12 protein-coding genes are annotated in these 13,678 nt (G+C 56.2%); 10 read left to right on the top strand and 2 right to left on the bottom strand.

The features are described from left to right. Positions 1–5 precede the first annotated feature (5 nt). Positions 6–1,070 (bottom strand): LacI family DNA-binding transcriptional regulator, encoded by a 1,065-nt coding sequence (locus ACTJKZ_RS13790; protein WP_161732715.1) that lies wholly within the window; start codon positions 1,068–1,070, stop codon positions 6–8. Positions 1,071–1,293: 223 nt separating this feature from the next. Between ACTJKZ_RS13790 and ACTJKZ_RS13785 the strand changes: the two genes are divergently transcribed. Both ACTJKZ_RS13785 and ACTJKZ_RS13780 read left to right on the top strand, forming a co-directional pair. Then, positions 1,294–2,604: an MFS transporter gene (locus ACTJKZ_RS13785; protein WP_440829732.1), complete on the top strand. Its 1,311-nt coding sequence runs from the start codon at positions 1,294–1,296 to the stop codon at positions 2,602–2,604. 10 nt (positions 2,605–2,614) lie between these two features. After that, on the top strand, positions 2,615–4,978 hold the full coding sequence (locus ACTJKZ_RS13780) for a TIM-barrel domain-containing protein (protein ID WP_440829731.1): 2,364 nt from the start codon (positions 2,615–2,617) through the stop codon (positions 4,976–4,978). A 359-nt stretch (positions 4,979–5,337) separates the two neighbouring features. Here ACTJKZ_RS13780 and ftnA read toward each other — a convergent pair whose 3' ends face one another. After that, entirely contained in the window at positions 5,338–5,844 is a 507-nt protein-coding gene (gene ftnA, locus ACTJKZ_RS13775) for a non-heme ferritin (protein WP_033733871.1), read from the bottom strand. A 490-nt stretch (positions 5,845–6,334) separates the two neighbouring features. Between ftnA and ACTJKZ_RS13770 the strand changes: the two genes are divergently transcribed. The 8 genes from ACTJKZ_RS13770 (at position 6,335) to ACTJKZ_RS13735 (ending at position 13,650) form a co-directional block, all read left to right on the top strand. Beyond that, entirely contained in the window at positions 6,335–7,003 is a 669-nt protein-coding gene (locus ACTJKZ_RS13770; protein ID WP_161732709.1) for a nucleoside recognition domain-containing protein, read from the top strand. Then, positions 6,993–7,466, top strand: coding sequence for a YjiG family protein (locus ACTJKZ_RS13765; RefSeq protein WP_161732707.1), 474 nt, complete (start codon positions 6,993–6,995; stop codon positions 7,464–7,466). Before ACTJKZ_RS13770 ends, ACTJKZ_RS13765 begins: the two co-directional genes overlap by 11 nt. A 4-nt stretch (positions 7,467–7,470) precedes the next feature. Then, the gene (locus ACTJKZ_RS13760; protein ID WP_161732705.1) at positions 7,471–8,574 is read left to right on the top strand and encodes an amidohydrolase; all 1,104 of its coding nucleotides are present in this window, start codon (positions 7,471–7,473) and stop codon (positions 8,572–8,574) included. 292 nt (positions 8,575–8,866) lie between these two features. After that, positions 8,867–10,453, top strand: coding sequence for a peptide chain release factor 3 (gene prfC / locus ACTJKZ_RS13755; protein ID WP_161732735.1), 1,587 nt, complete (start codon positions 8,867–8,869; stop codon positions 10,451–10,453). 257 nt (positions 10,454–10,710) lie between these two features. Beyond that, positions 10,711–11,325 carry a molecular chaperone OsmY gene (gene osmY / locus ACTJKZ_RS13750; protein ID WP_161732703.1) on the top strand — a complete coding sequence of 205 codons (615 nt, stop codon included), beginning with the start codon at positions 10,711–10,713 and terminating at the stop codon, positions 11,323–11,325. 95 nt (positions 11,326–11,420) lie between these two features. Further along, positions 11,421–11,582: a DUF1328 domain-containing protein gene (locus ACTJKZ_RS13745; RefSeq protein ID WP_003848537.1), complete on the top strand. Its 162-nt coding sequence runs from the start codon at positions 11,421–11,423 to the stop codon at positions 11,580–11,582. Between the two features lie 221 nt (positions 11,583–11,803). Continuing rightward, positions 11,804–12,856: a patatin-like phospholipase family protein gene (locus tag ACTJKZ_RS13740; protein WP_440829730.1), complete on the top strand. Its 1,053-nt coding sequence runs from the start codon at positions 11,804–11,806 to the stop codon at positions 12,854–12,856. Then, positions 12,853–13,650 (top strand): TatD family hydrolase, encoded by a 798-nt coding sequence (locus tag ACTJKZ_RS13735; RefSeq protein ID WP_440829729.1) that lies wholly within the window; start codon positions 12,853–12,855, stop codon positions 13,648–13,650. Before ACTJKZ_RS13740 ends, ACTJKZ_RS13735 begins: the two co-directional genes overlap by 4 nt. Positions 13,651–13,678 lie beyond the last annotated feature (28 nt).

Here is a 13,678-nt window from a genome sequence, read left to right as displayed (position 1 = left end):
CCGGGTTAATCATAAAGGCCATGCTGCTGAACCGGCGCATGGCTGAGATTATCGCGGATACGGCGCACCGACTCGCGCACCACCAGCCTGCCGTTCAGCAGCAGGCTGCCGGTGGGGGTGCCGGGATTCAGCCGCATCTCCTGCAGCATTCTCACTGCCGCTGCGCCCAGCTCATCACGTGGCACCTGCACCGAGGTCAGCGGAATATCGTGGATAGCGGCCAGGTTAAACCCATCCATGCTCATCACTGAAATATCCTGTGGCACCCGTAATCCGGCCTGCTCCAGCGCAGTGACCGCCCCAGCGGCGATGTAATCCCCGCTGGCGAGAATCGCCGTCGGACGCAGTGCGTCAGGGCAGTGGCGCAGATAGTCACCCAGCCGTTCCGCCGCCTCATTGCTGCTGAAGCTGTTCAGGGTCAGCAGGTGCTGGCGGCTGTCGAAGCGCAGATTCATGGCGTGCCAGGCGTCGCGCACCCCCTGAAGACGCTGCTCCATGGTATAGCGGCGCAGGCAGTGCAGCGACAGGATCTGGCGGTGTCCCTGCTCAAACAGATAGCGCGCGGAGAATTCACCAATCAGCTGATGATGCGGCGAGACTGAAGGCAGGCGCATCCGGCGATCGAGGGCATTGATCAGCACGCAGGGCTTGTTCATCTCCGCCGCCAGCTGATGAATATGCTCATCATCAATGCCGATCAGCAGGGCGGCTTCGGTCTGCTGCATCTTATCGATAAACAGCGCGGCATCACTTTCCACCTCTTCCAGCGGACAGTAGCGCAGCCGCACCTCATGTGGCTCCACCGCCTGGCTTATCCCCTGAATCACCTTGTAGTAGAAAATGTCACTGCGTACGTCAAAGGCGCGCGGCGGGGCGAAGACCATCAGGTTATTCAGCAGGAGGCGGCCGCTGTGCAGGTTATCCAGCACGCCCTGCTGCTGCGCCACGGCCAGCACTTTGTCCCGCGTCGCGGGTCGGGTATTCGCTTTCCCCGCCAGCACCCGCGACACCGTACTGATCGAGACACCGCTCAGCGCCGCAATCTCACCGATTTTCAGCCTTTGTTTCATTCTGTGATCGCCTTCAAATCTGCTCATGAAAAATTTTTCATAGTCTGCTGAATCGCGTCAGATAAGCTTTTCAGTGCCATTTTCTGTCGGGATCCAGCCTGCCATGAAAACTGTTGCAAAAAAGTGGCTGTACCCACGTTTCGCACTTTTCTAAGTTCGATAAAAGGACACGCGGTACGCCAGCAGGCGGTGTGCGTCATCAATGGCAATCAGGAGTGGCACAATGAGCCTCGAATCAACAACCAAACCCATCAGTGCGTCACGCACGGTGCGCGTGATTAAAAATTTACGCTGGTGGATGCTGGGAATGTTTTTGCTGGGTGTAACCGTCAACTACATCACCCGTAATTCCCTCGGCATTCTGGCACCGGAACTGAAAACCAGTCTGAACATGACCACCGAACAGTATTCGTGGGTCGTAGCCGCATTTCAGCTCGCCTATACCCTGTTTCAGCCGATTTGCGGCTGGCTGATCGATGTAATCGGACTGAAGATGGGCTTCCTGATCTGCGCGCTGATCTGGTCGGTAACCTGTCTGCTGCACGCCGGAGCGGGAAGCTGGCTGCATCTGGCGCTGCTGCGTTTTGTCATGGGGGCTTCCGAAGCGGCGGCTACGCCCGCAAACGCCAAAGCGATCGGTGACTGGTTTCCGAAAAAGGAGCGTCCGGTCGCTGCGGGCTGGGCAGGTGTCGGTTTTTCGATTGGTGCGATGCTGGCGCCACCGATTATCTACGTTGCCCACATTACCTTTGGCTGGCAGGGCGCATTTCTGCTGACCGGCGGCCTGGGCCTGCTGTGGGTAGGACTTTGGTGGTGGGGCTATCACTCGCCAGAAAGCCATCCCCGTCTTTCCGATGATGAACGCGCTTTTATTAATCAGGACAACGAGGCGATCGGTGAAAAGCTGCCGTTCTTCACTGCGCTGAAAGTGATTGGTAAAGAGAAGAAATTCTACGGCATCGCCATTCCGGCCTTTCTGGCTGAACCCGCCTGGGCGGTGCTGAGCTTCTGGGTACCGCTCTATCTTGCCAACGAGCGCGGCATGGATCTTAAACAGATCGTGATGTTCGCCTGGCTGCCATTTCTGGCCGCCGACCTCGGCAGCGTTGCCAGCGGCTATCTGACCCGAATCTATGTGCGCTGGTTTGGCATGACCCGCGTGAATTCCATTGTTGCAAGTTCGGTGACCGGCGCACTGCTGATGGTCTCACTGGCGCTGATGACGCTGGTAAAAGATCCCTGGCTGGCGATCGCCCTGATCTCCGTCGGCGGCTTCGGTCATCAGGTGATCTCCTGCATGCTGAGCGCGCTGGTAGTAGAGCGTTTTGATCGCCGCCAGATGGCTACAGTCAACGGCATGCGCGGCTCCTGCGCCTGGATCGCCAGCTTTATCTTCTCGCTGATTATTGGTGTGACCGCCGATACCATCGGCTTTAATCCGCTGTTTGTGGCGATGGGCATCTTTGACCTGATTGGTGCCGTTTTCCTGGTGATGCTGATCGCCGAACGCCGCCAGCGCCCTGCTAACCCATAAGGATATCGCGATGAAAACCCTGAAGAACTGGACGCTGCATCAGCAGGCCGATCACTTTGTTGAACTCAAGGTCGACGATCGTCATTTCCTGCGACTTTATGTACTGGAAGAGAAGCTGATGCGTGTGCTGCTGAAGCGCGACGGTGATCTGGCGCTGAACCGCACCTGGAGCATTGCGCCTGAGCATGATGTGCCCTGGCAGGGACGTGACCGCGAGGCGCTGGATGGCTTTACGCTGCCCGCATTTCAGGTGGATCACGATGCGCAGCAGCTGCGCATCAGCACACCACAGTTGCGGGTGACGGTGCATCAGCCGCTCTGCCTGAGCTGGGAGCAGTTTGATGGTGTCAGCTGGCAGCCGCTGACCGCCGATCGTCATACCGGTGCCTATCTGCTCAATGCGCACGGCGACGGCGTCGAGCACTATCAGCGTCGTCAGCCGCAGGATCGGGTGTATGGTCTGGGCGAGAAGAGTGGCGACCTGAACCGCGTTAACCGGCGGTTTGAGATGCGTAATCTCGATGCGATGGGCTATAACGCCGCCAGCACCGATCCGCTCTATAAACATATTCCGTTTACCCTGACGCAGCGCGATGGCGTCAGCTTTGGCCTGTTTTATGACAACCTCAGCAGCAGCTGGCTCGATCTGGGGAATGAGCTGGATAACTACCATCTGCCTTATCGCCGTTACCGCGCCGAGGCGGGCGATCTCGATTACTACATGATGCTCGGGCCGACGCTGCTTGATGTCACCAAAGCCTTTGTGCGCCTGACCGGTCGCACGCTTTTTCAGCCAAAGTGGAGCCTGGGCTACAGCGGTTCTACCATGCACTACACCGACGCGCCGGACGCACAGCAGCAGCTGCAATCCTTTATCCGCCTGTGTCGCGAGCATGAAATTCCCTGCGACTCGTTCCAGCTCTCTTCCGGTTACACCTCGATCAATAACAAACGCTATGTCTTCAACTGGAACTACGACAAAGTTCCGAATCCCAACGCGCTGAGTGATGCCTTTCATCGTGCCGGAATGAAGCTGGCGGCCAACATCAAGCCCTGTCTGCTGCAGGATCACCCGCGTTACCAGGAAGTGGCGTCACAGGGGCTATTTATTCGTGACTCGGAACAGGATCGCCCGGAGCGTTCGGTGTTCTGGGATGATGAGGGATCGCACCTTGATTTCACCCATCCGCAGGCGGTGCGCTGGTGGCAGGAAAATGTCACGCAGCAGCTGCTGGAGAAGGGCATTGATTCAACCTGGAACGATAACAACGAATATGAGGTGTGGGATGGCGAAGCGCGCTGTCACGGTTTTGGTCAGCCGATCGCCATCAAGCATATCCGGCCGGTGATGCCGCTGCTGATGATGCGCGCCTCGATGGAAGCGCAGCAGCAGTTTGCGCCAGACAAACGTCCTTATCTGATCTCCCGCTCCGGCTGCGCCGGGATGCAGCGTTATGTGCAGACCTGGAGCGGCGATAACCGCACCAGCTGGCAGACTCTGCGTTACAACATCCGCATGGGGCTGGGGATGAGCCTGTCCGGGCTGTTTAATGTCGGACACGATGTCGGTGGCTTCTCGGGTGATAAGCCGGATGCCGAACTATTTGTGCGCTGGGTTCAGAATGGCGTAATGCATCCGCGCTTTACTATCCATTCGTGGAATGACGATCACACCGTGAACGAGCCGTGGATGTACCCGGAGGTCACGCCAATGATCCGCGAAGCGATCCGCCTGCGCTATCGTCTGATGCCTTACCTCTATAACCTCGCGTGGCAGGCCAGCGCGGAAGATGAGCCGATGCTGCGTCCGACCTTCCTCGATCATGAGCAGGATCCACGGACGTATCAGGCGTGTGATGACTTCATGCTGGGACGCGATCTGCTGGTCGCCAGCGTCGTGGAGCAGGGCGCGCGCAGCCGTGAAGTCTATCTGCCACGCAACCAGGGCGGCTGGTATGACTGGCACAGCGGCAGGGCGTTTGCGGGCGGCGAAACGGTTACGCTGGATGCGCCGCTGGATCGGCTGCCCTTGCTGGTGCGAGCCGGTGCGATTATCCCGCTGGGCGAATGCGAAAGCACCACCGATGCGCGACGCGACAGGGTGCGGCAGTGGCAGTTATGGCCCGCACCGGAAGGTGTAACCACTCAGGGCGAAATGTTTGACGATGATGGTGAGAGCCATGGCTGGCAGCAGGGCAATGCGTTGTGGCTGAGCTGGACGTTGTGCAGCAGCGCGAGCCGAATCGACCTGACGGTGGAAAAACGCGGCGACTATCAGCCTGCCTGGCGGGAGATCGCGCTGTTACTGCCTGCGGGTGAACGTCGTGAGCTGTGGGTGAACGGCGAGAAAGCGGCGAGTTACCGGCTGGAATAGCGGTGGCGTGATGGCCGTTAGACGGAAATAAGTTCGGCCCCGGAAAGGGGCCGACGAGGAAGCTGGCAAAAGCGGGTCCGCTGCCAAACCGTGCCTGCACAGGAAATACGGTCAGATCGGAAAGACGCTCAAGCCAGTCCCCGGGCGCTCTACCCGCGTGATGACGCACCTCATCCCTGAGGTGCGCCCGTAGCCGGACCAACGCGTTGCGTTGTTCCGGCTACGGGCGTTTTTGTCCCTGGCGCGGGACGCTTTCCTCCTCTGACCATATTCCCTGCTATCCTGGCTTTATCATTGCTTCCAGATAACTGATTAGGGAATTGTCAGTGGTCTTAATCGGTTGAGAGGCCCGAAAAATATTATTCTGCGTGGTTTTCGGTGCTCATGCGGCCCAGATCTTTATCGACCAGGAACAGACCGTTGCCGCTGTTGCTGACCAGCGCCAGTTTATCCAGCACGGTTTTGAACAGCTTCTCTTCTTCGTGCTGCTCGGCAACATACCACTGCAGGAAGTTAAAGGTAGAGTAATCCTGTGACGTCATAGCAGCGTGAGCCAGCTCATTGATTTTGCTGGTGATCAGCTGCTCATGCTCCAGCGCCTGCTGCAGGATTTCATTCAGCGAGGTGAAAGAAACCGGTGGCGCAGCGATAGTGCCCAGCACCGGCATCGCGCCGGTATCGCTCAGGTAATCAAACAGACGCTGCATATGCTGCATCTCTTCGCGTGAATGCATCTTCAGGAAGGAAGCGGCACCCTCAAAGCCTTTGTCGCTGCACCAGGCGCTCATTTGCAGATAAAGATTGGCAGAGAAGAATTCCAGGTTCAGCTGGTCGTTTAAACGCCCAGTCATTTCAGCAGTCAGCATGGCCGAGTCCTTTTAAGAAGATGTTAAATAAACAGGTGGAAGCGGTGAATTATGCATCATACATGTTAGTAAAGTGAAACCTTTTCCGCAAAATAAGCTAATTTATCTGATTGATTTAAATAGAATTATTTCGGAAATTGAATGCGAGCAATTCTCATTCTGTATCACGGCTATCAGGCAACAACGTCAGGCGAATCAGCACCATGATAGTGCGGGCGATGGTTATTTTGCTGGTGCAATAAGTCGCTGTAACAGACGAAATATTCGCAATCTGATGCCGTCCCGAAAATATCACCGGGTGGTCTGAAAAATAAATTTCAGAGCGTGATAAGAGGTATAGCGTGGATTAAATGTCCTGCGTGGGGAAATAAGGTGTTAACAATCTCTCTCTTAGCGGCTCTGGCATAAATCCTGCTTAGAACTGAGTTCCATATATTGAAACTTGCTACGGCAGGGAACAGGCGGCAGACCATGTTATCAGGAGAAAGTAATGTCAGATGAGAGTGTGGTTAATCCGGTAAAAATGACGGCGACCAGAGGCAGTTATATCGCATTAATTTTTGCCATTCTGTTTTTCTCAGGGCTGTTTTATAACGTCGAGGGCCTTAAATGGCTGGGGGCGTTTGACTTCACTACGCTGGGCGGCAGCTTCGGCACCATGAAAGATCCCGCCAGCAACACCTTTGTCGGCGCAGGCGGACTCAGTGCTAAAGCGGGCTTCCTGTTTGCCCTGTCGCTGACGCCCACGGTAATGCTGGCGCTGGGCGTGCTCGAAATCTTTACCCACTATGGTGCGATTCGCGCGGCACATCGCTTGCTGACACCGCTGCTTAAGCCGCTGATGGGCCTGCCGGGCCGTTGCGGTCTGGCGTTAATCACTGACCTGCAAAGCACCGACGCGGGCGCGGCATTAACAAAAGAGATGGCTGATCAGAAACTGATTGGTAAAAAAGAGCTGGTGGTGATGAGTGCCTGGCAATATTCCGGTGCGGGATTAATCAATAATTACTTCGCCATCGGTTCAGCGCTGTTCGCCTCTATGACGCTGCCGATTATTATTCCGCTGTTATTAATGTTCGTGCTGAAATTTATCGGTGCGGCAATAACGCGCGCTGTGTTAAACAGTGTTTATAAGAAGGATTTTGCCGATGGAAAATAAAATTGCGACCTGCAGTAATCCGTTCGATGTGTTTGTGACTGGCGCACGCAAAGGCTTTCACATCGCCATTCACAACCTGATGCCGAATGTGGTGATGGCCTATGTGCTGGCGGAAGTGCTGAACCTGCTCGGTATTATGCAGTTCCTTGGACATGCCTTTGCGCCGGTGATGGGGCTGTTCGGCCTGCCGGGCGAGGCGATTACCGTGCTGCTTACCGCCTGGCTTTCATCGTCGGCGGGCACTGGCGTTGCGGTAAGCCTGCTGACCAAAGGGCTGCTGACCGGCGCGGATATTACTATTCTGGCACCGGCGATTTTCCTGATGGGATCGCAACTGCAATATATGGGGCGGCTGCTGGGTGTGGCCGATGTGCCCAAAAAATACTGGCCGCTGCTGATGCTGGTGAGCATCATCAACGCGCTGATCGCGATGTCTGTTATGCGTCTGTTTATTCAGGAGTAACGCTGTGTCTAAGGTATTAGAGCATTATCACTATCTGCACGAAATTCCGGAGCTGGGCTTTCAGGAGATAAAGACCTCGGCCTACATCGCCGATCAGCTGGAGAAAGCGGGCCTGAAGGTAACGCGCAACATCAATAACACCACCGGCATCGTGGCGGAGATCGACAGCGGGGTGCCGGGGCCGGTGCTGGCGCTGCGCGCGGATATGGATGCGCTGGGGCACATCATTGATGGCGTGCCGTGTGCGCGCCACACCTGCGGTCACGACGGTCACTCTTCGGTCGTGCTGACGACGGCGACGGCTCTGCTGCAGGAGGGCGTGGTGAAACGTGGCCGGCTGAAGATCCTGTTCCAGCCCGCCGAGGAGCTGGGCGCCGGTGCGCTCTCAATGATCGAAGGCGGCGCACTGGATGATGTGGAGATGATTCTGGGCTTCCATCTGCGTCCGCTGGAGGAGTGCGTGGTCGGCCAGGCAGTGCCTGCCGTGCTCTACTCCGCCTGCAGCACGCTGGAAGCGACCATCAAAGGCCAGCCCGCCCATGCGGCGCGACCGCATCTTGGCATCAATGCGCTGGATGCGGCCGCGCAGGCGGTTCAGGCCGTCAATGCCCTCCATCTGTCCCCGGGCCTGACATGGAGCGTCAAAGCGACCCGCTTCCTGTGCGATGCGGGTGTCACCAACTCGGTACCGGATGAAGCCCGCGTGGTGTGGGATCTGCGTTCGCAGGAGAACGGGCCGATGACGCAGCTGAAAGAGCAGGTCACGCGCGCCATTACTCACAGCGTCGCGGCACTGGGAGCCACCGCCGAGGTTCGCGTGCTGAAAGAGATGCCGGCTGCCGAGATTGATGATGACGCGACGGCGGTGATCCGCGCGGCCATCGTTGAAGTGCTGGGTGAAGAGGGCGCACTGCCGACCCGCACCACGCCAGGCAGCGAGGACTTTTTCTACTATCCCGTGAAGCGTCCGGGTGTGAAGGCGGGCTTCTGGGGGCTGGGCACCAACCTGACGCCAGGGCTGCATCATCCCGATATGCGTTTTGATCTCAGCTCGCTGGAGATTGGTGTGCAGATCTTCAAAGCCTGCGTCAGAAAAGTACTGGGATAACAGAGTGGGGGCGGGTGCAGACCCGCCCGACGCTGTTGCCGCCTCCGCTATTCTCCGATTCTCCGCCCCTGAAATCCTGCCCCTTCCCTGTAGGCCGCGCGCGCAAAATATTGTATGCTATGCCGCCTTAAAGCTGACCAGGTAACCGGACTTCACGCCAATGTAACTTCGCGCTGACCCGCCAACGATGAAAGATCGTTTTTGGCACCGTTTACCCGCCGGTAAGGTTCTGCCGGCCACCGTGATTTATCAGCAGCGCCAGTATGTTGCGCTGCCTATTGAGAAGAATTCCATGTCTAATCCCTTTTTAGAAGAGGTGGCACGCCGCCGCACCTTCGCGATCATTTCGCACCCGGATGCCGGTAAAACCACCATTACCGAAAAAGTGTTGCTGTTCGGACAGGCTATCCAGACCGCCGGTACCGTAAAAGGCCGTGGCTCTAACCAGCACGCCAAGTCGGACTGGATGGAGATGGAGAAACAGCGTGGTATCTCTATTACCACCTCGGTGATGCAGTTTCCTTACCGCGATAGCCTGGTAAACCTGCTGGATACCCCAGGTCACGAAGATTTCTCGGAAGATACCTACCGTACGCTGACCGCCGTTGACTGCTGTCTGATGGTGATCGATGCCGCGAAAGGCGTTGAGGATCGTACCCGCAAGCTGATGGAAGTTACCCGCCTGCGCGATACGCCGATCCTGACTTTTATGAACAAACTTGACCGTGACATCCGTGATCCGATGGAAGTGCTGGATGAGGTGGAAAGCGAGCTGAAAATTGCCTGCGCACCGATCACCTGGCCAATCGGCTGCGGCAAGCTGTTCAAAGGGGTTTATCACCTCTACAAAGATGAGACCTATCTCTACCAGACCGGTAAAGGCCACACCATTCAGGATGTCCGCGTCGTGAAGGGGCTGAACAATCCGGACCTCGACACCGCAGTCGGTGACGATCTGGCGGCACAGTTGCGTGAAGAGCTGGAGCTGGTGCAGGGTGCATCGCACGAGTTTGAGCAGGAAGCCTTCCTGAACGGCAAACTGTCGCCGGTCTTCTTCGGTACCGCGCTGGGTAACTTTGGCGTAGACCATATGCTGGATGGCCTGGTGGCATGGGCGCCACGTCCGATGCCACGCGATACCGACACCCGCACGGTAGAAGCGAAAGAAGAGAAGTTCACCGGCTTCGTGTTTAAGATCCAGGCCAACATGGACCCGAAACATCGCGACCGTGTGGCCTTTATGCGTGTGGTCTCCGGTAAATATGAAAAAGGGATGAAGCTGCGTCAGGTACGTACTGGCAAAGATGTGGTGATTTCCGATGCCCTGACCTTTATGGCGGGCGACCGTTCACACGTTGAAGAAGCTTATCCTGGCGATATCATCGGTCTGCATAACCACGGCACCATACAGATTGGCGACACCTTTACGCAGGGTGAAAACATGAAGTTCACCGGTATTCCGAACTTCGCGCCAGAGCTGTTCCGTCGTATTCGTCTGCGCGATCCGCTGAAGCAGAAACAGCTGCTGAAAGGGCTGGTTCAGCTGTCGGAAGAGGGTGCAGTGCAGGTGTTCCGTCCGGTGCATAACAACGATCTGATCGTGGGCGCGGTCGGGGTACTGCAGTTCGATGTGGTGGTGGCACGTCTGAAAAGCGAATATAACGTCGAAGCGATCTACGAAGCGATTAACGTCTCAACGGCGCGCTGGGTTGAATGTGACGATGCTAAAAAGTTTGAGGACTTCCAGCGTAAAAACGAAGTTAACCTGGCGCTCGATGGCGGTGATAATTTGACTTATATCGCGCCAACCATGGTGAATCTTAATATTACCCAGGAACGTTACCCTGACGTCCGTTTCCGTAAAACACGCGAGCACTAATCGCCTGTTTCCGGGCCATTCCAGCAGGGAGTGGCCCTGATTTCCTCGCTCCAGACTCCTCCTAAAAAACCCTTTTTTCTTCTGTTTTGACGTGTGATCAACCAGTTAGCCAGGCAAATCGCAAAATGCCGTCTATGATTATTCTATCGGACGGCGGAAGAGACTTCTCTTGTCCTTACGTCCTGTAACGCAGCGGCATATGTGCCTCTGTTTCGCCCACAGTTTTGGGTGAGTTAACTGATAGAAGGAAGATATCGATGAACAAGACTAAGATTGCTAAAACCCTGATGGCCGCAATGATTGGCTCAGCACTGATCAGCGGCAGCGCACTGGCTGACGAATCTATGTCGCAGAAAGCGTCACAGACAGCCGACAGCGCGGGTTCGAAAATCGATAGTTCTATGAAAAAAGTCGATGGTTATATGGATGACAGCGGCATCACCGCCAAAGCCAAAGCGGCACTGGTGGATGACGACGCTATTAAAAGTACGGATATCTCGGTAAAAACGCATAGTGGCGTCGTGACCTTAAGCGGTTTCGTCACCTCACAGGATCAGGCTGAAAAGGCTGTGGCAGTGGTGCAGAAAATCGAAGGTGTTAAATCCGTCAGCGACAAACTACACGTCAGAGACAGCAAAACCTCTTCAGTGAAAGGTTATGCCGGCGATGCCGCTACAACCAGCGAAATTAAAGCTAAGCTGTTAGCAGATGACATTGTTCCGTCGCGCAACGTTAAAGTTGAGACTACCGACGGTGTTGTTCAGCTTTCAGGGCATGTTGCTAATCAGGCACAGTCAGATCGTGCAGAAAGCATCGCGAAAGCCATTGAAGGCGTGAAAAGCGTTAAGAATGACCTGACGGTTAAATCTTAAGCTTGCAAGCGGCCACTCTGGTGGCCGCTTGTATAAAAACACCCATCCGGGGATTAAATAAGCAGTTCGATTTTAAATAGGGTAAGGAGAGGCTTATGTTTCGTTGGGGCATTATTTTTCTGGTGATCGCACTGATCGCTGCGGCATTAGGTTTTGGCGGTTTAGCGGGCACAGCAGCATGGGCAGCTAAAGTTGTCTTCGTCGTTGGTATTATCCTGTTCCTCATCAGCCTGTTTACCGGCCGTAAAAAGCTTTAGCCGATGAGTCCTGCAGCGTAATGCAACGCAAAGCATAGAGCGGAGACCAGTCATCTGTAGCGACTGACGTGAAGAGAAGGACACCTTCACATCGCTGCGATGGCAAGCCAGTTCAGCTGGCCTGCCGGTTAAAGGAATAGATGACTGGTTCTCCGGAATGCTGCTGTCTTTAACGGATCCCTCCTCCAGCATACCCGGAACCCTTTTTTGAGGTTCGCACAGTGGGTATACGCATTCCCGTCACGCTCGGCGCCATTGAACCTCTGGCCCTGACACCCTTCAAAGCTCAGAAAATTGCCCTTGTCTGTGAAGGCGGCGGTCAGCGCGGCATTTTCACCGCAGGCGTATTAGATGAATTCCAGCGCGCCCGATTCAACCCTTTTCAACTGATGCTCGGCACTTCTGCCGGTGCACAAAATCTCTCTGCCTTTGTCTGTGGTCAGCCCGGCTACGCCCGTCGCGTGATTACCCGCTATACCACCAGTAAACTCTTTTTTGATCCGCTGCGCTTTGTGCGCGGAGGCAATCTGATCGACCTCGACTGGCTGATCGATATTACCCGCAGTGAATTTCCGTTGGCGATGAGCAGCGCGGAACAGCTCTTCTCCAGCGGCCGCGAGTTTTATATGTGCGCCTGCCGCAGCGACGACTATTCGCCCGGCTACTTTACGCCCACCGCCGAGAACTGGCTGGATCTGATTAAAGCCTCCAGCGCCATTCCCGGTTTTTACCGGCTGGGTGTCAATCTGGAAGGGATAAGCTATCTCGATGGCGGCATCAGCGATGCCATTCCGGTGCGTGAAGCTGCCCGGCGCGGGGCCGATACGATTGTGGTGATCCGCACCGTACCGTCGCAGATGTTCTATACCCCGAAATGGTTTAAACGGATGGAGCGCTGGCTCAGCACCGGCGCGCTGCAGCCGATGATTAACGTGCTGAATAAGCATGAGCAGAGCTATCGCGAAATTCAGCAGTTTATCGAGAATCCGCCCGACGATTTGCGCATCATTGAAATCTTCCCACCGCACGTGCTGGCCAGCAGTGCCCTGGGCAGCCGTGTTGCCGCGCTGAATCAGGATTATCATCTGGGACGGCGCTGTGGTCGCTATTTCCTCGCCACGCTGGGCCAGTGGCTGAGCGATGCTGAACCTATGATCTCAGCGCGCATTGTCACCCCACCTGCGCCGGTCGCTAATGCACCGGATACCCGATGGATCATTACGCCGCCGCTGGCGGACAATGATGCGAATTACGACAAAGGATCGCTGGCATGACGTTTATCGATACGCACTGTCATTTCGACTTTCCGCCTTTTGAAGGGGATGTTCCCGGCAGCCTGGCGCGCGCCGCTGAGGCGGGTGTAGAGAAGATTATCATCCCGGCAATTGATGCCAGCCGGTTTGAGCGCGTCTGCGCGCTGGCCGCCGAATACCCGCCGCTCTACGCGGCGCTGGGCCTGCACCCTATCGTCATTGAAAATCACCTTGAGGCGCATCTTGGGCAGCTGGAAACCTTACTGCAACAGCGGCCACGTAAGCTGGTGGCGATCGGCGAGATCGGGCTGGATCTCTATCGCGACAATCCGCAGTTTGATAAGCAGCAACGCTTTCTTGAGGCGCAGCTGAAGCTGGCGAAACAGTATCAGCTGCCGGTGATCCTGCATTCGCGGCGCACCCATGACAAGCTGGCGCAGATTCTGCGTCGTCACGATCTGCCGCGCCATGGCGTGGTGCACGGTTTCGCTGGCAGCCTGCAACAGGCGCAGGCCTTTATTAAGCTGGGTTATGCGATTGGCGTTGGCGGGACCATTACCTATGAACGCGCCAGCAAAACCCGTCAGACCGTGGCGCAACTGCCGCTCTCGTCGCTGCTGCTGGAAACCGATGCACCCGATATGCCGCTGCAGGGCTTTCAGGGCCAGCCAAACCGCCCGGAACGGGCGCGTCAGGTGTGGGAGGTGCTCTGCAGCCTGCGAGAGGAGTCACCCGAAGAGATTGCCCATGCGCTGTGGCACAACAGCCAGCAGCTGTTCCGGCTCGATCCCGCTTTCCCGGCGCTGCGTAACTGACCGGATCTGCCTAACCTGCGCTTAAATG

Source organism: Pantoea sp. 22096 (assembly GCF_052045955.1).
In the GTDB taxonomy this organism is placed as follows: domain Bacteria; phylum Pseudomonadota; class Gammaproteobacteria; order Enterobacterales; family Enterobacteriaceae; genus Pantoea; species Pantoea alfalfae.
This window is presented reverse-complemented; position numbering and strand designations above follow the sequence as displayed.

Bases quoted from the DNA above. Each gene is read 5' to 3' on its own strand.
- ACTJKZ_RS13780 (WP_440829731.1), top strand. From the start codon at position 2,615: ATGAAAACCCTGAAGAACTGGACGCTGCATCAGCAGGCCGATCACTTT.
- ACTJKZ_RS13785 (WP_440829732.1), top strand. From the start codon at position 1,294: ATGAGCCTCGAATCAACAACCAAACCCATCAGTGCGTCACGCACGGTG.
- ftnA (WP_033733871.1), bottom strand. From the start codon at position 5,844: ATGCTGACTGCTGAAATGACTGGGCGTTTAAACGACCAGCTGAACCTG.
- osmY (WP_161732703.1), top strand. From the start codon at position 10,711: ATGAACAAGACTAAGATTGCTAAAACCCTGATGGCCGCAATGATTGGC.
- prfC (WP_161732735.1), top strand. From the start codon at position 8,867: ATGTCTAATCCCTTTTTAGAAGAGGTGGCACGCCGCCGCACCTTCGCG.
- ACTJKZ_RS13770 (WP_161732709.1), top strand. From the start codon at position 6,335: ATGTCAGATGAGAGTGTGGTTAATCCGGTAAAAATGACGGCGACCAGA.
- ACTJKZ_RS13765 (WP_161732707.1), top strand. From the start codon at position 6,993: ATGGAAAATAAAATTGCGACCTGCAGTAATCCGTTCGATGTGTTTGTG.
- ACTJKZ_RS13745 (WP_003848537.1), top strand. From the start codon at position 11,421: ATGTTTCGTTGGGGCATTATTTTTCTGGTGATCGCACTGATCGCTGCG.
- ACTJKZ_RS13735 (WP_440829729.1), top strand. From the start codon at position 12,853: ATGACGTTTATCGATACGCACTGTCATTTCGACTTTCCGCCTTTTGAA.
- ACTJKZ_RS13790 (WP_161732715.1), bottom strand. From the start codon at position 1,070: ATGAAACAAAGGCTGAAAATCGGTGAGATTGCGGCGCTGAGCGGTGTC.